The following is a 21,665-nucleotide window of genomic DNA, read 5'->3' on the forward strand; positions in this document are numbered from 1 at the left end:
TATGGACAATGCAGTTAAAGAGAACATAGTTAATGAGAATGTAGCTGTTGAAAGTACAATGACTGCAAACAGGTTAACAGAGGCACAGATTGATGCAATAGTAAAAGGTAAATCTGTAGAAGAAGTGCAGATGGCAAAGGGAGATGGGAAAGCCTTCGCAAAATATGGTTTATTATCTTTGATTTTTACTATCGTATATACGATATGTTTATACAGAAATAGGATGAGCATTACTTATCCAATATTCATGGCTATCGCTATGGGGTTGATTGCACTAGTTAGAAAGAGTGATAATCTGCCATTTATCAGGGATAGAAATGGCAAGCTTGGTATGAATCTGTTTTACGTGGTATCACTTATGCTACTTGCTATTTCCAAGTGTATGTTCACAAGCCATAGTCTTCAGAACCTTAGTGGCCTTGCCATTTTCTTGCTTTTCATGTCGTTTATCATGCAGCTTTATGTGGATACAACTGGCTGGGATATAGCAGGGTGGATTGGAGGAATCTTTTTTACAATAGTTCGCCCAATAGAATATCTTCCATGGCCTTTTAAGGATTTTGCCGCATGGGTTAAGGATAAAGGCAGCGAAACAAGCAAAGAAAAGAAAAGCGCATTTATGGCTGTGGGACTTGGTATAGTTATTGCTATTCCACTGCTTGCAGTAGTAATAAGCTTGCTTATTTCAGCAGATGCAGTGTTTAGCCGCGTCCTTGAAAGAGCATTCAGTGAGATTCATCTTCCTGATAATATTTGGGATATTGTTGGTGTTGCTTTCACTCTGTTCTATGGATTTGTATGTGCATATATAATTCCTAATTCCTTGAGCAAGAAGAAGCTTAGCGTCAGTCCAGCAAAGCAAGGAAACAACAATCCACTTATTGCAATTACATTTACAACCTTACTTGGAATAGTTTATCTGTTCTTCTGTCTGATTCAGGTACTTTTCCTGTTTACAGACAGCATGAAGCTTCCAACTGGCTACACATACGCCGAGTACGCACACGAAGGTTTCTATCAGCTACTTGCAGTATGTTTGATAAATGTGGCACTTGTGCTGGTTTGCTCTAGATTGTTTACAAAAAACACAGTGCTTACAATCATCCTAACAGTGATTGGTGCTTGCACATACATAATGATTGCATCATCTGCTTTGAGAATGGTTCTCTACATCGGCGTGTACCAGCTCACATTCCTAAGATTGTTTGTGCTTTGGTTTCTGTGTGTACTTAGCCTCTGGCTTGCATTTTTGATTGTATCTTTGTACAAATCAAATTTCCCAGTATTCAAGGCAGCCATGGTTACAATTACAGTTGCCTACCTTGTTTTTGCATTTGCCAACCCGGATTACCAGATTGCTAAATATGATTTAGCCCATACGGATTCTAGCGTCAGTGAATATGAATCTGTTGCAGAATATATAACAGACCACCTGTCTCCAGACGCAGCTCCAGCCTTAACAGGCGACAAAAAGCTTCTTAAGGATTTAGAAAATGAAGTGCGATACACCTATCCAAAGGAACACTATGAAGGAATAAGAAAGTTCAACATTTCTTATGCCCGCGCCAAGGCAATGTTTGAGGAAAACTAGGTATGGAAGATAATTCAAGTAAAAACCTATTGTGGTGGAAAAAAGCTTTTAAAATCTTTTTATTAGGCTTATTGGGGCTAGCTTGGATATCAACAATTTATGTTAGGAGACATATTTTTGCAGTATTTGAATCCTATGAAGCTGGTAGAATCAGGCTTCGCCCATTTTATGAAAGTTGCCTTTTCAATTATGTGTATATAGTATGGCTGCTAATTGCAATTGTTATAATCAGAGCATTTTATAAAGCTGTCGCCGATAAGACAAGAACATTTATAATTTTTTTTGCAGTGTGTACATTTTTAATCGTAGGCGGCTTTTGGTTCCTTGAGGGATTTGGAATAGATGTATCTCAAGACAAAGAAATAGTTGAAGTGGCAACAATAGATAATTCTGGGACTACAAATTATTCTGCAATCTATGCTAATGGAAAATTGGAACAAACAGAATCATTTACAGCAGATAAGGTAAAGATTTATGATGCTACAAATGATTTTGAGAATAAAATAGTTGGAAATAGGATAGTTGTTACCCTTAAGTCAACTTATTTAATTGATGAGGATGGAAATGAATCTCATGCGGGTGATGATTTAAAACAATTTATGCAATCTCTTGCTAATTTATCACATAATTCATTATGGAATGTGCAGATAATTGAAGATGGCGATAGGTATTTGGCATTTGTAAAGCTTAATGTAAACTGGTGGACACCATGTATACTATATAAATATGATGCTGAGAATAATAAAGCGGTAAAGCTTTATGAATGGGATGATGAAGATTTACAGGGCATCAAGCTTGTAGATATAGATAATTAGCGAATAGGGCAGTGCAAAAGGAGCATCTATGTCGGCCCCTCTAGAGAGTTGTAGATTAGCTAAGCTTTTGCATAGACTTTGGTAAATATAAAAATATTTGTTTTCCATATTTGTTCATATCCTCTCTGAGTAAATCACTACAAACTTCATCGTAGTTAAAAATGTCTATTCTGCGTAGGGTGGGGATTTCATCAATTTCTTCAATGAATGAATTGAAGTCTTCACATCCACGTATAATGAAGTCAATATCGCTTCGTTCAGAAGCATTTCCATATGCAAATGAGCCAAATAAATCCAATCGCCTTACATCATACTTTCGAGTGATAGTTGTGACTCTATCAATTATTTCTGATATTGGCATAGTTTTGTGTTGAATCATTACAAATCCCTCCACAAGCATTATAGCAAGAATTTAGATAAGCGTAAGCTGTCTCGTATTTTTTTATTTACACATTTTCAACATACAAATTTTATACACTATAGTATGTAACTGCAGAATGGGGGGCATGAATGTTATAAAGCTGTTGTTGCTGTTCATCGCTGTTTTTATACAGTCTTCAGCTGAAGAAATGGTTTGCAGAGGATTCATATTTCAGCGATTAAGAAGAGGATATCGACATCCGGCAGTTGCGATTATCTTAAATTCGCTACTTTTTACGTCTATGCATCTATTTAATCAGGGAGCTAGTGTTATTTCGATGACAGCGGTATTGGTGGCAGGTCTATTATTCTCACTAATGGTTTATTACATGGATAGTATTTGGTGTGCGATGGCTGCACATACAGCATGGAATTTCACTCAAAATCTGATACTAGGACTACCAAACAGTGGGATGGTTTCTCCGGTCTCAGTTTTTAAATTGGATGCTGCAACTGCTAAAAGCAGCTTTGCATATAGCGTTGAATTTGGCCTAGAGGGATCAATCACGGGGATAACAGTTATGATTATTACGGGAATAGTTATTATTGTCTTATATCACAAAAAGGAGATACCAAATGGAAAAAAGTATTAGAAGTCATTCAGTTTGTGAAAAAAAGCCATTATTAGCAATTGTGATGGCAATGATTATCCCAGCAGTTATTGTAGGAGCAGGTGCACTTATAGGTGGATTGATTTCAAGTGAAGCTGGAAATATAGGTACTTGCATCGCTGCAGTAATAATGATGTTTATTTTTAAAGCATGGTTTTCTCCAAATTTTAAAGGCTTTGTAAAGCCGGAAAACTCTGCAAAGAATATATGTATATTAATGATTCCTTTTATTCTTTTGATTCTATATACGTTAGCTGAACCATTGTATTTGAAGAGGCCTTTTTATTTCAATCCTACTTTTTCTGCGTTAACCATGGGCCTATCAGCTGGATTTGGAGAAGAGTCAATGTTTAGATTATTCTCTATAGCAATCGTTATGAGATATGTTAAAAAGGAAAAAAGAATCCTTTCAGTGATTTTACTAGCTGTATTCTTTGGCTTTATGCATATGGGAAATATTCAACAAGGCGCAGATATGGTCATGACTGTTGTGCAGGCATTTTCTTCAGTATTTTTAGCATTAATGTTTAGCGCATTATACTTAAAAACAGGTAGTGTGATATTACCAATATTTGCACATGCTTTTTATGATTATATTTGTTTTACCACAGATCCTTCGCTTTCTTCAGAAGGAATAATTGTACAGCAATACACTCCAATAGCAATGGTGCTGGCTATTGTATCGTCTGTAATGGTTGGTACAGTATCATTTTACATGGCTATTAATAATGATTTATCCATTGCCAATAAGATATGGGATAAAAAATGGAACACTAAGCAAATGGAAGAGTAAGCGATAAGGAATATTTATGGATTCTACATTATATAATCCTAAGAACCAAGGAATACAGATTCAGCTCAGGTATTATCGAGATAGCCTGGCCATAAGCGGCGGTATGGTAATTGTTATGTCTATATGGGATATCATCAAACTTTTTATTGGATTTTTCCTAGGGGAAGACACAATAGAGGAGCTTGTTGAAGCAGTCATAAATGATAGCGGTAGCCCAGTTATCGGCGATGAATATGAGAGTGTAGTGAGAATTGTGCTGTGGGTAACAATATTGCTAATACTTTTATTATTCAGTGCTGTTATTTTTTTGTACCATCTTTACATTGGTTTAAATGCTTATAGAGTGGGCAGGCAGACGGCAAAAAAACGCAAACGGCTTTATATTTTGCTTACCTTTCTGAGCACAATATTTGCAGGATTATTAATAATGTCGAATATTTTAATCCTCATTAATGCAACGGATGCTAGTGGCAATGTTGATTTTGCCTTTTTAATAATGGAGGTTACCGCTTTTATTAACTACATTTTCATTTTGTATTCAGTATATAAAATCAGAATACTTGAAAAAGCAGAGGGGGGAATGGCATGACGATATGGCAGAAAGTAAAAAACGTGCTGTTGGCTGTTTCCATGATTGCAATAGGCGTAGCCATGATATTCTACGGGGAAAAAGCGTACTTTGTTATAATCGCTCTGTTTTCAATTGCATTAGAGATTATGGGACTTAGGAAGCTTATTTTCTATTTTAGTATGGCTCGTCACATGGTAGGGGGACGGAATATCCTGTTTCGTGGAATCCTGTTCTTTGATTTTGGAATATTTACTGGTTCTCTTGTGTGGGTACCAAAGGGATATATTCTGGTTTATTTGGCAGGAACACTTGCATTTTCAGGTGTAGTAAATATTATTGGTGCAAGTGAAGCAAAACGAATTGAAAGCTCATGGAAGTTTAAGACCTTTCAGGGAATTGTTAAGATTTTATTCGCTATTATCTGCTTGATTTTCATGCGTAGTGAAGTGAGAGTAGTAGACATTTGTGCAATAGGCTTTATTTTATCGGCGGTCATGAGTATAGCTAATACATTCCGCCGTCAGCAGGTTATTACCATCGATTAAACAGGAGAAAAAGATGCAGGAAGATTTTCATTATTATGCAACCTACTGTGCTGCATTATTGGCAGGATATGAACATAGTGATTGTCTTGAGATTTGTTATGCCGCCCAGCTAGTGGACCACTGTTCTGTGACTTGGTTGAAAAAATCTGGTGGTCCTTCCAGTGCGGCTACCACTCAGTTGCAGGCAGAGCTTTTGCAAGCTAGGACTGACCCAATTGGTATTTGCGATATAACTAGAATCTGGGCGGCTTTTCATTTTTTGCCTAGGGATTTGTATGCAAATGTGGATAAGGGGTGGAAGAGCTACAGAGATAAATATCGCCTAATATGTGGTCCCAATGGAGAACTGCTAGTAGATACAGTGAAGCTTGCAAAGGGCCAGGGAACAGAAGCAGCAGGTATCGCTATGCATGTGCTTGCAGATACTTGGGCACACACATATTTTGCGGGGACACCTTCCCTTGTAATTAACAATACAAATTGGTATTTTTATGAATTGTTTCCTGTTGATGGCGCAGAACCTGAGCGAAAACAGATTGTCTTTTCTCATAATCCATCTGCATCGGAGGATGTGGATAAGCCGGTATATGTTGGCAGTGTTTATCAGTCAAATGAGCATTCTATCATGAACCTTGGACATGGCCGTGCAGGCCATCTTCCAGATTACAGTTACATCAGATATGTTTATCTGCCTGCATGGGGAGATTATAAGGAGATTATTAAAGATAATCCCCATGATTATGAATATGCCTTTGCGCAGATGGTTTATGCTCTCAGTTATCTCAAGGGAGATATAGATGTGTTTGAAAAAGATACCTATGAATTTGATAAAATCCAACCACATCTTGAAAAAATCCGGCGGATAATTTCAAAAAGACAGGTTGATGCATCTGAAGATTGGAAGACTTTTGGGGAAAGCCTATCAGGGGAAGAGATTCCGGATTTTGATATGGATAAGTATATTTCACAATATGTGCATAGCCAGGATAAATCAGATACATATCTTGGAAGATTTTTTAATGGGGCGCTATCACAGAAAAAGATGGTTGCTGAAAAAATAAAGGAATCAGGAAATAAGTTGGCGGGAATGTGAGTAAATTTGAGGAGGTATAAGAATGATCACTATTATTCAACAAGTAATTGCAGGGTTAATTACTACGGGAATTTTGGGAGTTCTCTATATGAGAATGATAAAAAGGGAAAAAAGTGGGCAAATTGGTATGCCTCAAGCGTTGTTACCAATCATTCTTGGCATTGTATCTGAAGTAGTTGGGTCAAGATTAGTTGTTTATATGATGATTGGAGTGTTGCATAGTGGTGCTACAAAATTTAATGAATTGCCAGTAGTTGCAAGACAGTTTCTGTCACCATTTTTATTTGCAGCGTTTCCAGAAGAGCTCTTTAAGTTAATAATGATAATCATAACTTTGTGCGTATTTAGAAAAAAAGTAAAGAATGTTTATGAATACATATTGATAGGCGCAGCGGTAGGTATAGGTTTTTCTATAGCAGAAGATTATAGTTATGCATCTGAATTAGCAAGTATTTTCATTAGATTACCAATGCTTCCAGGTCACATGGCAATGGATATGTTAATGGGCGAATTCTTAGGTATAGCTATGTACAACAAGAAAAATAATGCTGGACCTGTAGCGATATTTAATATATTGGCATTTGCTGTTCCGGTTATTTTGCATACATTATATGATGCTGGCTCAACTGCTAATTACATGGTATTTGAAGGAGCAGCAAACGGAAATAATGTGATGCTTACAATTGGTAGTGTGTATGCATTGGTTGTAATAGTCGGATTTATTGTTTTTTCATTCCGTATGATAATCAGATTTAAAAAGAATGGTGATAAATTTGACAATATGATGATTAACAAAGTGGAACAATAGGATTGCTAATAGTAGGAGACTATTTATGGGCAGAGTCTTTATTAATTCTTAGGAGAAAGTATATGTTAAAGCGATATATTGATTTTCTGAAGAGGTCACCAATTATTACTGCGGCTATCTGTATTATTTATGTGGTTATTTGTTTTAAATCCATTAAAACAGACACAAATTTCCAGTTTTTTATTGTAAGAACTATGCTTTGTGGTGCAGTGTGCTTCTTCTTATACCATATATCCGGAGATAAGGCTCTTACTAATTGTGATAACTCCACAGGCTATGTGCTTAAGTATAGCCTGGGATTCCTTATTTTATCTGCATTATTTGGAAGCATTTTAATTATTGCGCATATAGAGGAAAAGACAGCATTTGTAGCCAATCCTTTAAAGGAGATAATCATAGTATTTCTCATGTACATGTCGGTTGGTTTATTTGAAGAACTGGCTTTCAGAGCAGTTATAAATGATGCTATTATTTATAAATTTCGAAATTGGAAATATGTTTTTGTGCTCAGCGCAGTTGTGTCTTCCGTGGTCTTTGGCGCTGTGCATATTATTGGTTTTGATATGTCGTCACCAACAGCTTGGGGCCAGGCCATCGGCAAAACAACTGAAGCAGGTCTGTTTGGATTTGCACTTCTTATACTGTATTGGAAGACCAGAAATATTTGGGCCTGTGGTATTGCTCACGGCTTAAATGATTTCCTTATTGATTTTCAATCTGGATTATTTGTGTATGAGGAAGCATCCCACGGTTACATTAATGAAGGCGAAACAGCTATAAGATCAATTATCATGTATTGCATTCTAGCTGTAATATATATAGTTTTTCTTTTTATTATTTGGAAAAAAGTGGGTAAGACAATTGATTTCAATAAGATAAGAGAAGAATGGTAATATATTGTGCTTATAAGCAAAGTAAATGAGCAGTGTTAATTATCCTAAAATAAAAATAGAACTTAAGTTGTAAAGCGAGACCTCTGTGACAATTGTGTGACAAAGCGTGTGATATTCTTTTTTCATCGAAAATGAACAATTGATTGGATTTAGATGAGGAGGAATAATCGTGAAGGAAAACCGTTTCACTAATACTTTGACACCATTTAAAACAATATTTACAAATATAGCAAATAGAATCACTGAGGAAAAAGCACTTAGAATGGTGTTGGATAGCCTTGGCTATACAGAAGGTGAAATCCAATATTCTAGTGTAAGTAAAACATCGGTGGCTAAAGTGTATGATGTGAAGGTTATAGCCGACAGAGAAGTTTTTTACTATACAACTGATATGGCAAAAGGCTTGTGTTCCCTCAAAAACATTGCCTTTACATGGCCTTATTGATATTATAACTGATTGTGAAAAAAGACCTCTTTAAATTGTTTAAAGAGGTTTTTTGTTGTTCTATTTACAAAAGTCATACTTTTCAAAGCCCATTCAAGCTCCATATACTCCCAGGAGTCTTCTTATCACCCACTAATTGTCTACATATTTATAATAATGTATAATAAACCCTGACTAACCATTCATAAAAAAGGGAGAATACAATGCTAAACAAACCAACGAGATTACCAAACATGCATAAGTACAAGAAACTACTAATAATCCCAATAATAGTCGCAGCAATACTAATCCTATGGTTCCTAATATACCAACTGGTATTCAATCCTTATAGAGGAACAACGGATAAACATGTGGAGCCGCTGCCATTAGATGCTACACTTACAGAAAAGCAGGTGCTCAAAGACATGGATTATACTATTAAGACTATCCGTAGCCATCATCCAGCCTGGCTTGAGAAAGATAATGCAAAAGTACAGGCTGTGGAAGAGGCCTATAAGAATGAACGCCAGAAGCTGCAGGAGGATGGCACTGATAGCTACACAACACTGGATGAATGGTACATTTTGTCAGGGATTATTAATAAGCTACATGATGGCCATACAGGGGTGCTGTATAAATCAGATAGCAATTGTTACATAGATGATGTGACCCAGGTAGAGAAGTACGGAGTTCCAGTAGAGATAAATGGCAACCCGTCAGACCAGCTGTTAAAGGATTTTATGGGATTGTTTTCCTACGAGGGTGATGAGTATGCTAGAGGGATTTTTATAGATATTATCCAAAATGAAGCGTATCTTAAGCTGCTGGGAGTAGATACAACAGATGGGGTTACATTTACCTTTGCTACCGAGGAAGGCAACAAGGATTATCACTACAGTATGGTGCCCTATGAGCAAGTCAAGGGAATCTCACAGGAAAGAGATGAACAATGGGTAGATTACGAAATTGATAAAGACAACAGCTTAGCCATATTCACTCTAAAAGAGTGTAATTATGATGACTATTATATAAGTACGGTAAACCAGTTTTTTAAAGAGGTGAAAGAAAACAAGATAGAAAACATTATTGTGGACTTACGAAATAACGGTGGTGGACATTCTTATGTGGCAGATGAATTTTTAAGCCATCTTGATATTGACGGATATAACACCTGGGCATGTGCTATTAGATATGGAATCTATTTAAAGAAGTATGATGCAAGCTATAACCCAGTGGACAAAAGGCCAGATGCATTCAGTGGCAATCTGTATGTGCTGACAGATGTTAATACCTACAGCGCTGCTATGGATTTTGCAATGTATGTGGCAGACAATGACCTGGGAACTATAGTGGGAGAAGCTTCGGGAAATATGCCTGACAGTTATGGCGATGTGCTTACATTTGTAACTCCAAATTCAAGCCTTAATCTTAGAGTTTCTTTTAAGAGATGGTATAGAATAGATGAGACAAAATCAGGTCAGCCTATTGAACCAGATGTGCCATGCGACCCAAGGGATGCCCTAACAGTTACTAAGGATATGATTTGTAACTAGCTGATAGATTGTATATAATATGACCGCAACATTAATAAAAGACAACATGGAGGAATACAATGGAAAAGAATAATTCAAAGAAGATAATAATAGGTGGAGTGATTTTAGCTGTATTAATTGCAGCATTTGCAATTTGCTATAATGTGTTTGTGGCAAAGCCAACAGCAGGAAGCAAGAGTGTAGTTATTGAAGTGGTAGATAGCACAGGCACTACTACATCTTACGATGTTGATACAGATGCTGAGTATTTAAAGGATGCCATGGATGAGCTTGCCGAAAGTGATGATAGCTTCTCTTACAGCGGAACAGACGGTGATTATGGTATCATGGTAGAGGTTGTTAACGGTGAGCAGGCAATCTATGCAGAGGATAATGCTTACTGGGCACTTTATGTAAATGGCGAATATGGTCAGTACAGTGCTAACCAGCAGCCTGTAACAGATGGTGACACATACACATGGACTTATGAGAAGGCAAACTAGTTAGATGCAAAAAAGAATTACTACAAAGGATATAGCAGTCATTGGGTTGATGGTAGCTATAATCGAGGCCTGCAAGGTGGCACTTAGCTTTGCGCCTAATATTGAGCTGACAACCTTTTGGCTGATTATGTTTACAAGGCAGTTTGGCAGGAAGGTAGCAGTGATTGTGCCGGTGCTGATTCTTGTAGAGGGCATGATGTACGGCGTAAACACCTGGTGGGTGATGTATCTTTACATCTGGCCGCTGCTAGTGCTTTTAGCATATCTTTTCAGAAAGGTAGATTCAGCGCTGTTTTGGGCAATCTTTGCAGGAATATTCGGGCTATGCTTTGGGCTACTGTGTTCCATTACATATTTTTTCATAGGTATGAGAGATGGTGGCATCATAGGCGGATTTAACACAGCCTTCCCATGGTGGATTTCCGGAATCATGTGGGATATGGTTCACTGTGGAGGCAATTTTGCGTTGATGCTGGTTCTTTATTACCCTATAGGTAACGTGATGAAGAGAAATTGTAAAGGATGATAGATTGATATGAAGAACAATGATAAAACAAATGTAATGCGTGTCCTTGACGCAAAAAAGATTTCATACGAGAGCCATTCATACGAGCCTGATGCAACTATGACTGGTGAAGAGATTGCAGGAGTGCTTGGGGAACCGGCAGAGAAGGTTTTCAAGACACTTGTTACCCAGGGAAAGACTGGAGCCTACTATGTATTTGTAGTGCCAGTGGTAGAGGAGCTTGATCTTAAGAAGGCTGCAAAGGCCGCTGGTGAAAAATCCATTGCCATGATTAAGCAGAAGGATTTGCTTGGACTTACAGGCTATGTTCATGGTGGTTGCTCGCCAATAGGAATGAAGAAGCAGTTTCCAACATTTATTCATGAGACAGCAACAGGCTATGATAAAGTGTTTGTAAGCGCTGGCAAGGTGGGCTTTCAGATAGAGTTATCCCCTGCAGATTTAATAAAAGTAGCAAATATTAAACCAGCTGATTTAGTGTGACACAAGTGTGCTACTAGTGTGCCTGTAGTGTGACATACCATCCTTTATACTGTACTCAACAGTTAAACAAATACAGTTCATAGGAGGTATGAAAAAATGGCAGTTGTAGTTGTAGCAGCAATCGTATTATATGGAATCGAATTTATCAGCTTAATACAGTTAAGAAGAGAAGCTAAGGAATTACAGAATGAAGATTTAGCATACCTCGAGGATGCTTTTAGATATACTTATATTGAAGAGGATTTCGAGCAGGTTGAGGCAGAATTCCTTAAGCTTAAGGATGATTTAAAATATGCAATCTAAATCAATTGCAAATAGAATAATAGAAATGTAAAATCTTATGGAGCAGGTTATCTGCTCCATTTTTAACCTGTAACAGCAAAATAATTACCTCTTATCCCAAAATCTTGCGCACTGTAGAAAGTTATGTAGAATATAATCATAGGAGGCGCCAATAGTTATGAAGATAAATATTGACGTAGATGATTCTTTACAGCAGGATGAAATTACTATCCACTGCCGGGAGTTAACAGATGAGATACTAGAGCTGCAGCGTCTGTTAAGTAAGCGGCAAGCGGGGCCACAAAGGATTTCAGCATACATAGATGATACAGAGTATTACGTGGATGTGAAATCAATTGTTTTCTTAGAAAGCGATGGTAATTACATAGCCATTCATACTGCTAAATCAATCTACAGGATTAGACAAAAACTATATGAGCTTGAAGAAATACTCCCAAGAGATTTTATTAGGGTATCCAAATCCACTATCGTAAATACGGATTTGATATCTTCCATCAAAAAGAACATTACGGGAGCTAGTGAGATTTCCTTTAGGAATTGCACTAAGCAGGCTTATGCATCAAGGAACTATATTAAAGCGTTGATAGAGATCATGGATGAAAAGAGGTTGAAAAAATGAAGGATTATAAGATTAAATCAATATTAAGAGGTTTGGCTATTATTGCATTTGGGGTATGTTGTTTGATTGGAAACAGCGATAGATTCGCCGATATGCCACTTGCTAGAATAGCTGTAAGCTTGTTATTATTGGTGGTTTTAGTAGAAACAATCATCGAGAGAAATATTATTAGCATATTTTTCGTATTAGGCTGTGGCGCCTGTGTTTACCAAAATGAACTTGGTCTTAAGGATGTTAATTTTCTATTAATTATAGGCTCATTCTTATTGATTGGAATTGGTTTAAATCTAATAATTGGCAAGAAGCCAAAGATTACCGTAATCAATAATGGTCACAAGGCTTCAGTGGAAGGCGTTGGTAATGCAGAATACTGGGAAGAAGACGGCAATTTTAGTGTAGACAACAACTTAGGACAACGTACTCAGTATGTTAAGATACAGAACCTGAAAAAGGGCGACATCGACAATGCCTTGGGTTCTCTCACTGTATATCTTTCAGGCAGTACTGTAGATGCATCTGGTGCACAGCTTGATATAGATAATGGTATGGGAAGCCTTTCAGTATATTTTCCAAAGGAGTTTAGAGTCCGTTTTAACTGTGACAACGGAATGGGCAAAATCAATATGCATGGTGAATGCAACCAGGATGAGACCCAGCCACTTGTGATAGCTAATGTAGATAACGGAATGGGACAGATAGATTTTTATTTTGAGTAATATGACAGAATTAGAGTTTTTAGATAGATATACCAAACAATTAAATGAGCAACAATTAGAAGCAGTACAGACAGTAGCAGGGCCTGTGCTGCTTCTTGCTGTGCCGGGAAGTGGTAAAACCACAGTGCTGGTAAACAGGCTAGGCTACATGATTTACTGCAAGGGCATTGCCCCTGAAAACATCCTTACCCTTACATACACAGTGGCAGCCACCAAGGATATGGCAGCCAGGTTTACACACATCTTTGGGGAGGAGCTTTCAGGCAGACTGGAATTTAGAACCATCAATGGAATCTGCGCCAAGATAATCGCCTACTACGGTAGGATGATTGGCAAGACTTCCTTCGAATTGTGTAGCGACGATAAATATACAGGACAGCTTCTTACAAACATCTACCTGAATGTAGAAAAGGATTATCCAACAGAAAGCGATATCAAAGGGCTTCGCACTCTGATTACCTATTGCAAAAACATGTATCTTACACCTGACGAGATTAAAAAGATTGGGAAGGATAATGATATAGATTTATATCGTATATACGAATTGTATAATGCCAAGCTAAAAGAGCAAAGCATGATGGATTATGATGACCAGATGATATATGCCTACAAAATCCTTAAGGGTTCCCAGGTTACACTAAAGCATTTTCAGGAAATTTACAGATATATTTGCGTAGATGAAGCCCAGGATACATCGAAGATTCAGCATATGATAATCTCCTTGCTTGCAGGGGCAAAGGGTAATCTTTTCATGGTAGGCGATGAGGACCAAAGTATTTACGGCTTTAGAGCAGCCTACCCAGATGCCCTTCTAAATTTTGAGAAGGAGCATACAGGAGCAAAGGTGTTGGTGATGGACAAAAACTATCGCTCCAATGCAAGGATAGTAGAGGCTGCAGATATTTTTATCCAGCACAATAAGGAGCGTCATGCAAAGCATATCTGTGCCACCAAATCAGCTGAAAGCGAGATTAATTTCGTATCAATAGCAAGGGAGAATCAGTACAGCTATCTTATGAAGGTGGCTGAAAATCCGGCTACAAGGACAGCGGTGTTATATAGAGATAACGAAAGCGTACTTCCACTGGTGGATTTGTTAGAGCGAAACAATGTCCCTTACAACATTAAAAGCGCTGACCTGACCTTTTTCAGCAATCGCGTGGTATTAGATATAGTAAATATGTTGAGATTTGCCTTCGTTCCAATGGATGCTGAACTTTTTATGAAGATATATTTCAAATTTCAGGCTTATATCAAAAAGACAGATGCAATCGAAATGTGTGAGCTGGCGGAAGCAAATCACAGCGGAATATTGGATGCAGCAGAGCTTGTGGATATGAACCCGCACGTGCTGGGAAACTGCCGCTCATTAAGAACTCATTTCAAAAACATGGCAAATGAGAATCCATACAAAGCCATTAATCGAATTGAAAACTTTATGGGGTACGGCGATTACCTTGGGGCCAACAACATCGATACCAACAAAATCTTCATATTAAAGCAGCTTGCAAAGCAGGAAAAGGATATTCCATCCTTCCTTAATCGCCTGTCCGTATTAAGACAGCTGCTTATGGAAAAGAAGAATGACCCAGGCACTAAATTCATCCTATCTACCATCCATTCCAGCAAGGGATTGGAGTACGATTCAGTAATGCTTATAGATGTATTAAACGGCGTGTTCCCTAACAAGGTTTTACGTCAGCACACCAAGGCAACTCCTCAGGAGAAGAAGGATTACGAGGAGGAGCGCAGAATCTTTTACGTAGGAATGACCAGAGCCAAGGAACATCTGACAATATTTAAATACAAGGACAGACCATCAGCCTTTTTAAAGGAGCTGTCAAATAAACAAGCTATTCTAGAAGAAATGCTAGAAAGCAAGCCGGCCAATACCTACTCGGCCACCCAGGCTACCTCTTATCTACAAAGAATGATGAGAAATTCACAGAAATAATACTCATAATATGTTATTATGATGTTAACTGGCAATGTATTGTAGAAGGAGGATTATTATGGCAGAAAACAAGTATGCAGGAACCAAGACAGAAAAGAATCTTTGGGAGGCTTTCGCCGGCGAGTCAATGGCAAGAAATAAGTACACTTATTTCGCCTCTGTAGCTAAGAAAGCAGGCTATGAGCAGATTGCAGCCTTATTCCTTAAGACAGCTGACAATGAAAAAGAGCATGCTAAGCTATGGTTCAAGGCTTTAGGAGAAGTTGGCGATACTCCTGCTAATCTTTTGCATGCAGCAGAAGGCGAGAATGCAGAGTGGACTGATATGTATGATAGAATGGCTAAGGAAGCAGAGGAAGAAGGCTTTCCAGAATTAGCAGCACAGTTTAGAGGTGTTGCAGCCATCGAAAAGGCTCATGAAGAAAGATACCGTAAGCTTTTGCAGAATGTGGAAGCCATGGAAGTATTCAAAAAGAGTGGTGTAACAATGTGGGAGTGCCGCAACTGTGGTCATATAGTAGTGGGAGTAGAAGCTCCAGCAGTATGCCCGGTTTGTAAACATCCTCAGTCTTACTTTGAGGTAAGAGAAGAAAATTATTAATACAAGAATTAACAAAGAGCTAAGGCCTATACAGGTCTTAGCTCTATTACGTTATCGCCATATTCAATATTGTTTCTATTGAGGAAGTCTACAAATCCAGGTAGGCTTTCAGGCTGCATTACATCCTTTGGAGCGTGGGCGTCACAGCCGATTACAAATTTTGCACCCATCTTTGAAGCCAGGCTAAAGAATCTGTCGCAAGGATAGTTTCTGCCTGTGGCAAAGCCTAACATATTTACTTCCAGAGGAATGTTCATATCGATGGCGGTCTGGATTACAGGGCGCATGTGCATCTGGAATACATTATCGTCACCTACATAGTTAATTAAATCCGGGTGAGCCAGATATGAGAAGTAGCCTGTCTGCATGCCTTCTATGGTAAGGGCAGCGTAATCGATGAGATGCTGCTCCTCATCTGTCATGGCACCTGAGTAAAAGCCTGTTATTTCATCTGGGGCGAAATGCTGTCCCTGAATGATGTAATCAAGTGGGAACTGGCGCAGATGCTTAAGAAGCTTGTCGAAATATTTGTGAGTATATTCTACCTCGTATCCAATCAAAATCTGAATATCATCCTTATATTCGTCCCTAAGCTTTACCAATGTGGAAGTGTAGTTTTCAACTTCAGACATTTTCATACGAATGTGAGATTCATAATCATCAGGATATGGCTGAGGCACATGGTCTGAAACTCCGTAGATTTTAAAGCCTGCGGTGATTGCTGCTTCTATATACTCTCGTTCTGTGCCGCTGGCGTGATTGCACCTAACTGTGTGTGAATGGTAATTAGCTAACATTATGAAATCCTCCAAATATCCTAAATAATAGCACAATAATGAAAAGTTTGCATTTGCTCAGAGAAAAGTGGATAAAAAAAGACAGCAGACAGAAAAAATATTTAATGTTCAGAATATTTTATTTTCGATTTAACTTTTAGAGAAAAATGTAGTATAATAGCCTTCGTCACTGTACGGTGTAAAAGTTTACAGTGCTAAAGTCTAGTAGGCAAAGCCTATAAATTAGACGACCGATACGAAAAATAGAGGGAGGAAGTATAAAATGGATTCTAAACGTATCAAATGGTCCACACTTGCCTTTATGGCATTTTCTACCGTTTGGGGCTTTGGTAATGTCTTAAATGGTTTTATTTACTTTAACGGTATCCAGAGTATTTTCAGCTGGATTCTCATGTTTGCACTTTACTTTGTTCCATACGCACTTATGGTAGGTGAGCTTGGTTCAGCATTCAAGACATCAGGTGGTGGTGTCAGCTCATGGATTTTTGGAACAACAGGAGCAAAGGCAGCTTATTATGCAGGATGGACATACTGGGCATGCCACATCACTTATATCGCTTCTAAGTCATCAGGTGGCTTAAAGGCTCTTAGCTGGGCAGTATTCAGAAATGGTGAAACATACGATAGCTTCCCAACACTTGCAGTTCAGCTTGTAACATTTATCATTTTACTTGTATTCTGCTATGTTGCTTCACGTGGTCTTAACCCACTTAAGAAGCTTGCAACTATCGCTGGTACATCTATGTTTGTAATGTCTATTCTTTACATCCTTATGATGTTTGCAGCACCTGCAATCAATCCACATGCAGATTATGTGTCAATGGAATTTACAAGACAGACACTTATTCCATCATTCAATGTTAAGTACTTTACATCACTTTCAATCCTTGTATTCGCAGTAGGTGGATGTGAGAAGATTTCTCCATACGTTAACAAGGTAGAGAACCCTTCAAAGGGATTCCCTAAGGCAATGATTTCACTTGCAGTTATGGTTATGGTTTGTGCTATCCTTGGTACAATCGCTATGGGTATGATGTTTGATCCAGCTGATGTTAATGCAAACTTTGATGCTTACAATTCAAATGGTTCATACTGGGCATTCCAGAAGCTTGGTGAGTACTATCATGTTGGTAACGCTATCATGATTATCTATGCACTTTGCAATGCAATCGGTCAGCTTTCAACACTTGTTATTTCAATCGATGCACCACTTCGTATGCTTCTTGATAACGAGGATGCTAGAGAGTTCATCCCTTCTAAGCTTCTTAAGAAGAACGATGCAGGCGCTTATGTAAATGGTATCAAGATGGTAGCAGTTCTTTCAGGTGCAATCATCCTTATCCAGTCATTCGTTCCTGGTGCAGCAGTAGTTCTTAAGCAGCTTACAAAGCTTAACTCAGTATGTATGCCACTTCGTTACCTTTGGGTATTCTTCGCATACATCATGCTTCGTAAGGCTGGTGAGAAGTTCAATCCTGAGTACAAGTTCGTTAAGAATCAGGCTGTAGCAATCTTCGCAGGTTGCTGGTGCTTCTTCGTAACAGCAGCTAGCTGCTTACTTGGTATGTATGTAGAGGGCGATTTATTCAACACATTCCTCAACATCCTTACACCAATCGTACTTGCAGCACTTGGCGTAATCTTACCTATGATTGCTAAGAGAGAGAAGTCTGGTAAGTAAACAATATTAATATTGTGAGATAATAATTAAACCTCTAGTAGCTAACAAGCTATTATAATTCTTAAGCGTAGCTTTCCATGCGAAGCGTAGAATTCATAATGCTTGTTAGTGTAACTAGAGGTTTTTTGTTAACTACTAAACAGAACCATGCTGCTTTCTATATTCACTTGGTGACATATCCTTATATCTTTTAAAGGCCTTGGAAAATGTAAATGCATCGCAGTATCCAACCATAATAGCAATATTATTGATGGATTCAGATGTATTACATAACAATTCCGAGGCTTTTTTTATTCTGTAGGTGGCAAGATATAGCTGCGGGGTGTATCCCGTGGCGTGCTTGAAAACACGTGTAAGGTAACTGCGGTTCAGCCCGCAGGCTCTTGCAATATCTTCTACATTAATAGGCTCTGAATATTTCAGCTGAATATATCTAATTGCACTTTTAACATAATTAAGTCTTGGGTCAATCTCTACTTCAGGTTGTTTATTAACGGATTTAGTGTTTAAGCAATTGAAGAATTCATAAACCTTACTATAGCAGTAACATTCCTTGTCAGAGTTATCATAAATATCAGAAATGAATACTTCAATCTCACTGGCATCCCCATCTGGGGTAAACACAGGATTTTCTGCGGTAATACCTGCGCTGGCAAAAAGCTCGGTGCTTCTAGGACCATCCACATGAATCCAAGCATATGACCATGGGTCATCTTTATCGGCTTCGTAATAAGCGGTACATTTGGCAGGAATCAGAAATCCCTGGTTAGCATGGATATCATATCTTTTCCCATCTAGAATCAAATAACCTTTTCCAGACATAACATAATGAAAGATAGTGCGTGTTCTGATGATTGGGCCATAGCTATAGGAAGGCTCACATTTGTACCAACCTACCTCAAATAAATAGAAATCATTAGAACTGGTCATATCGACGAATCGAACTTTATCTACCCCGTTTACATTCATAACATTCTCCTACAATGTCACAAAGTGACATGAATATATAAAATTACGACATCAACATAAAAAGGTGATGTCAATATAATGATTATAGCAAAAATGAAAGAAGCGAGGAGACAAAATGGGCATAAAATTTAATGAAAAGGAAAAACAGTTTCATCTATTTAATTCAAAGATAAGCTATGTAATCGGAATATGCTTAGATGGTGAGATTGGACAACTTTATTTTGGAAAAAGAATAAATGAAAATCAGGTAGTTCTTGATTATCAATCAGCTGGCCTTAGACCACTTTGCTGCAATGTTAAGGAAGAAGAAAACTACACTAAGGAGTTGGCTCTGCTAGAATATCCAGCCTTTGGCAATGGGGATTTTAGAGACCCTGCATACGAGGTGTTACAGGAAAATGGTTCCAGAGTTACAAATCTTGTTTACGACAATTATCGTATATACGATAGCAAAGAGGGAATACCAGGCCTGCCAGCTACATATACAAATATAGATGATGAGGCGCAGACTCTTGAAATTATAGCAAAGGATGAAGTGGCAGGAATTGAAGCTACATTGTACTACACCATTTTCCGGGATTATCCTGTTATCTGCCGACACACCAGAATCAAGAATATTGGCTCTAAAGAGTTCAAGCTTGAAAGAGCTCTAAGTTGCAACTTGGATATTCCAGATATTGATTATGAGTGGATGCATTTTGAGGGAGCATGGGGCAGGGAGCGAAGTCCAATCACAAGAGACATTTCCCATGGAATAACAGAGATAGAAAGCATGAGAGGTCATTCTAGTGCTAACTATAATCCTTTCATAACACTTAAGAAGAAAAACACAGATGAGTTTAAGGGAGAGGCAATGGGATTTAGCCTTGTGTACAGCGGCAATTTTGTGGCAAGGGCTCAGGCTGATACCTTTGGAAAAATCAGATTTAGTATGGGAATCAATCCTAAGTGGTTTAGCTGGCCATTGGCTCCACAGGAGTGCTTTGATACACCAGAAGTAATTATCACATACACAAAGGATGGATTAAATGATTTAAGCCAGAATCTTCACAAGCTGATGAACAATAATCTGGTTAGAAGCTGTTATAAGAACAAGCCAAGACCAATCCTTCTTAACAATTGGGAAGCAACTGAGATGGATTTTACTGAGGAGAAAATTCTTAACATTGCAAGAAAGGGCAAGGAGGCTGGAGTAGAACTTTTCGTCCTTGATGATGGCTGGTTCGGTGCCAGAAATGATGACCACGCAGGACTTGGAGACTGGGTAGTAAATACGGATAAGCTGCCAGAGGGAATCACAGGATTGTCTAAGAAGATTAATGATATGGGTCTAAAGTTTGGTCTTTGGATTGAGCCAGAAATGACAAATGAGGATTCTGATATGTACAGGGCACATCCGGATTGGGTACTGGCTGCTCCAAATAGAAAGAGAACCTTAGGCCGTCACCAGATGGTGCTGGATTATTCAAAGCCAGAGGTAGTGGACAATCTTTACGATCAGCTATATAAGGTCATATCTACAGCAAGTATCGATTATATCAAATGGGATATGAACCGCTCTATTACAGAATGCTTTAGCCAAAATCATGATGCTAAGGAGCAGGGAACAATCTATCACAAATACATCTTAGGAGTATACAGCCTTTACGAAAGATTAAAGGAAGCATTCCCTAATATTCTGTTTGAATCATGTGCAAGTGGTGGCGCTAGATTTGATGCAGGTATGCTTTACTATGCACCTCAGGCATGGACATCAGATGATACAGATGGATACGAGCGTGTAAAGATTCAGTATGGCACAAGCTTTGGCTATCCAATTGCATCTATGGGTTCTCACGTATCTGCATCACCTAACCTACAGACAGGCAGAAGTATGAAGATTAATGACAGAGCCAACATCGCTTACTTTGGAACCTTTGGTTACGAATTAGATTTGAACGAAATCAGTGATGAAGATTTTGAAGAAGTAAAGAAGCAGATTGAGTTTATGAAGGAGAACCGTGAGCTTTTCCAGTATGGAACAGTATACAGATTGCAGTCTCCATTTGACCATAACATCGCATCATGGATGGTTGTATCTGATGATAAGAAAAAGGCAATCCTTACCACATATAAGAAGGAAAATGTGCCTAATATGGGTATCGAAAAGGTGAAGCTTGCAGGCCTTAATCCTGATTACCAGTATACAATCAATGGCAAAGCTCAGATGTATGGTGACTATTTAATGGAAGCTGGAATTTCCATGAGTGAGAAGAACAAATTCTGGTTTGAAAGCGATGGAGATCATTCTTCAAGAATATATGTGTTAGAAGCATAAGTCACAAATTGACATCTTTAGGAAAAAGAAATCCATACAAACACATCCTAAAGGACGTTAAGATGAAATTATCTTCAGAGAGGCTAATAAAAATAGAGGG

At 38.2% G+C, this 21,665-nt stretch carries 24 protein-coding genes; 21 read left to right on the plus strand and 3 right to left on the minus strand.

Features of this window, described 5'->3' with window-relative positions; genetic code table 11:
* Position 1 precedes the first annotated feature (1 nt).
* Both IJ535_RS02810 and IJ535_RS02815 read left to right on the plus strand, forming a co-directional pair.
* Complete coding sequence (locus tag IJ535_RS02810) at positions 2–1,591, plus strand: DUF4153 domain-containing protein (RefSeq protein ID WP_294298582.1); 1,590 nt, start codon at positions 2–4, stop codon at positions 1,589–1,591.
* A 2-nt stretch (positions 1,592–1,593) separates the two neighbouring features.
* Positions 1,594–2,406 carry a hypothetical protein gene (locus tag IJ535_RS02815; protein WP_294298584.1) on the plus strand — a complete coding sequence of 271 codons (813 nt, stop codon included), beginning with the start codon at positions 1,594–1,596 and terminating at the stop codon, positions 2,404–2,406.
* Between the two features lie 55 nt (positions 2,407–2,461).
* Here IJ535_RS02815 and IJ535_RS02820 read toward each other — a convergent pair whose 3' ends face one another.
* The gene (locus IJ535_RS02820; RefSeq protein WP_294298586.1) at positions 2,462–2,785 is read right to left on the minus strand and encodes a nucleotidyltransferase family protein; all 324 of its coding nucleotides are present in this window, start codon (positions 2,783–2,785) and stop codon (positions 2,462–2,464) included.
* A 127-nt stretch (positions 2,786–2,912) separates the two neighbouring features.
* On the opposite strand from IJ535_RS02820, the gene IJ535_RS02825 reads away from it, so the two are divergent.
* From IJ535_RS02825 to rbr, 17 genes are all read left to right on the plus strand, one after another.
* On the plus strand, positions 2,913–3,419 hold the full coding sequence (locus IJ535_RS02825) for a CPBP family intramembrane glutamic endopeptidase (protein ID WP_294298589.1): 507 nt from the start codon (positions 2,913–2,915) through the stop codon (positions 3,417–3,419).
* Positions 3,403–4,230, plus strand: coding sequence for a CPBP family intramembrane glutamic endopeptidase (locus IJ535_RS02830; RefSeq protein ID WP_294298592.1), 828 nt, complete (start codon positions 3,403–3,405; stop codon positions 4,228–4,230). Before IJ535_RS02825 ends, IJ535_RS02830 begins: the two co-directional genes overlap by 17 nt.
* Before the next feature lie 16 nt (positions 4,231–4,246).
* Positions 4,247–4,819, plus strand: a complete 573-nt coding sequence (locus IJ535_RS02835) for a hypothetical protein (protein ID WP_294298595.1) — start codon at positions 4,247–4,249, stop codon at positions 4,817–4,819.
* The gene (locus tag IJ535_RS02840) at positions 4,816–5,346 is read left to right on the plus strand and encodes a DUF308 domain-containing protein (RefSeq protein WP_294298597.1); all 531 of its coding nucleotides are present in this window, start codon (positions 4,816–4,818) and stop codon (positions 5,344–5,346) included. Before IJ535_RS02835 ends, IJ535_RS02840 begins: the two co-directional genes overlap by 4 nt.
* A gap of 13 nt (positions 5,347–5,359) precedes the next feature.
* Positions 5,360–6,439 carry a DUF6765 family protein gene (locus IJ535_RS02845; RefSeq protein WP_294298600.1) on the plus strand — a complete coding sequence of 360 codons (1,080 nt, stop codon included), beginning with the start codon at positions 5,360–5,362 and terminating at the stop codon, positions 6,437–6,439.
* Positions 6,440–6,461: 22 nt separating this feature from the next.
* The gene (locus IJ535_RS02850; protein ID WP_294298603.1) at positions 6,462–7,247 is read left to right on the plus strand and encodes a PrsW family glutamic-type intramembrane protease; all 786 of its coding nucleotides are present in this window, start codon (positions 6,462–6,464) and stop codon (positions 7,245–7,247) included.
* A 62-nt stretch (positions 7,248–7,309) separates the two neighbouring features.
* A complete protein-coding gene (locus IJ535_RS02855) occupies positions 7,310–8,140 on the plus strand; it encodes a CPBP family intramembrane glutamic endopeptidase (RefSeq protein WP_294298606.1) in 831 nt (276 codons plus the stop codon).
* A 169-nt stretch (positions 8,141–8,309) separates the two neighbouring features.
* Positions 8,310–8,585 (plus strand): hypothetical protein, encoded by a 276-nt coding sequence (locus IJ535_RS02860; protein ID WP_294298609.1) that lies wholly within the window; start codon positions 8,310–8,312, stop codon positions 8,583–8,585.
* Positions 8,586–8,788: 203 nt separating this feature from the next.
* Entirely contained in the window at positions 8,789–10,117 is a 1,329-nt protein-coding gene (locus IJ535_RS02865) for a S41 family peptidase (protein ID WP_294298610.1), read from the plus strand.
* A gap of 59 nt (positions 10,118–10,176) precedes the next feature.
* Complete coding sequence (locus IJ535_RS02870; protein ID WP_294298612.1) at positions 10,177–10,599, plus strand: DUF4430 domain-containing protein; 423 nt, start codon at positions 10,177–10,179, stop codon at positions 10,597–10,599.
* A gap of 4 nt (positions 10,600–10,603) precedes the next feature.
* The gene (locus IJ535_RS02875; protein ID WP_294298614.1) at positions 10,604–11,125 is read left to right on the plus strand and encodes a hypothetical protein; all 522 of its coding nucleotides are present in this window, start codon (positions 10,604–10,606) and stop codon (positions 11,123–11,125) included.
* A gap of 9 nt (positions 11,126–11,134) precedes the next feature.
* Positions 11,135–11,608: a Cys-tRNA(Pro) deacylase gene (ybaK, locus tag IJ535_RS02880; protein ID WP_294298616.1), complete on the plus strand. Its 474-nt coding sequence runs from the start codon at positions 11,135–11,137 to the stop codon at positions 11,606–11,608.
* A 96-nt stretch (positions 11,609–11,704) separates the two neighbouring features.
* Positions 11,705–11,911 carry a hypothetical protein gene (locus IJ535_RS02885; RefSeq protein ID WP_294298619.1) on the plus strand — a complete coding sequence of 69 codons (207 nt, stop codon included), beginning with the start codon at positions 11,705–11,707 and terminating at the stop codon, positions 11,909–11,911.
* Positions 11,912–12,068: 157 nt separating this feature from the next.
* Positions 12,069–12,530, plus strand: coding sequence for a LytTR family DNA-binding domain-containing protein (locus tag IJ535_RS02890; RefSeq protein ID WP_294298622.1), 462 nt, complete (start codon positions 12,069–12,071; stop codon positions 12,528–12,530).
* Entirely contained in the window at positions 12,527–13,246 is a 720-nt protein-coding gene (locus tag IJ535_RS02895; RefSeq protein ID WP_294298625.1) for a LiaF transmembrane domain-containing protein, read from the plus strand. The genes IJ535_RS02890 and IJ535_RS02895 overlap by 4 nt, the downstream gene beginning before the upstream one ends.
* 1 nt (position 13,247) lies before the next feature.
* Positions 13,248–15,200, plus strand: coding sequence for an ATP-dependent helicase (locus IJ535_RS02900; protein ID WP_294298651.1), 1,953 nt, complete (start codon positions 13,248–13,250; stop codon positions 15,198–15,200).
* Between the two features lie 58 nt (positions 15,201–15,258).
* Positions 15,259–15,801 (plus strand): rubrerythrin, encoded by a 543-nt coding sequence (gene rbr, locus IJ535_RS02905; RefSeq protein WP_294298628.1) that lies wholly within the window; start codon positions 15,259–15,261, stop codon positions 15,799–15,801.
* A gap of 26 nt (positions 15,802–15,827) precedes the next feature.
* On the opposite strand, the gene IJ535_RS02910 is transcribed toward rbr, so the two are convergent.
* Positions 15,828–16,598, minus strand: coding sequence for a histidinol-phosphatase (locus IJ535_RS02910; protein WP_294298630.1), 771 nt, complete (start codon positions 16,596–16,598; stop codon positions 15,828–15,830).
* A gap of 262 nt (positions 16,599–16,860) precedes the next feature.
* Here IJ535_RS02910 and IJ535_RS02915 point away from each other — a divergent pair, with 262 nt between their 5' ends.
* Positions 16,861–18,279, plus strand: a complete 1,419-nt coding sequence (locus tag IJ535_RS02915) for an amino acid permease (RefSeq protein WP_294298633.1) — start codon at positions 16,861–16,863, stop codon at positions 18,277–18,279.
* 135 nt (positions 18,280–18,414) lie between these two features.
* Here the strand turns inward: IJ535_RS02915 and IJ535_RS02920 are convergent, their stop codons facing one another.
* Positions 18,415–19,248 carry an AraC family transcriptional regulator gene (locus tag IJ535_RS02920; protein ID WP_294298635.1) on the minus strand — a complete coding sequence of 278 codons (834 nt, stop codon included), beginning with the start codon at positions 19,246–19,248 and terminating at the stop codon, positions 18,415–18,417.
* Positions 19,249–19,363: 115 nt separating this feature from the next.
* Here IJ535_RS02920 and IJ535_RS02925 point away from each other — a divergent pair, with 115 nt between their 5' ends.
* Positions 19,364–21,565, plus strand: a complete 2,202-nt coding sequence (locus tag IJ535_RS02925; protein ID WP_294298638.1) for an alpha-galactosidase — start codon at positions 19,364–19,366, stop codon at positions 21,563–21,565.
* Positions 21,566–21,665: the final 100 nt, after the last annotated feature.

It is taken from the genome of Pseudobutyrivibrio sp. (genome assembly GCF_017471675.1).
Lineage (GTDB): Bacteria > Bacillota > Clostridia > Lachnospirales > Lachnospiraceae > Pseudobutyrivibrio.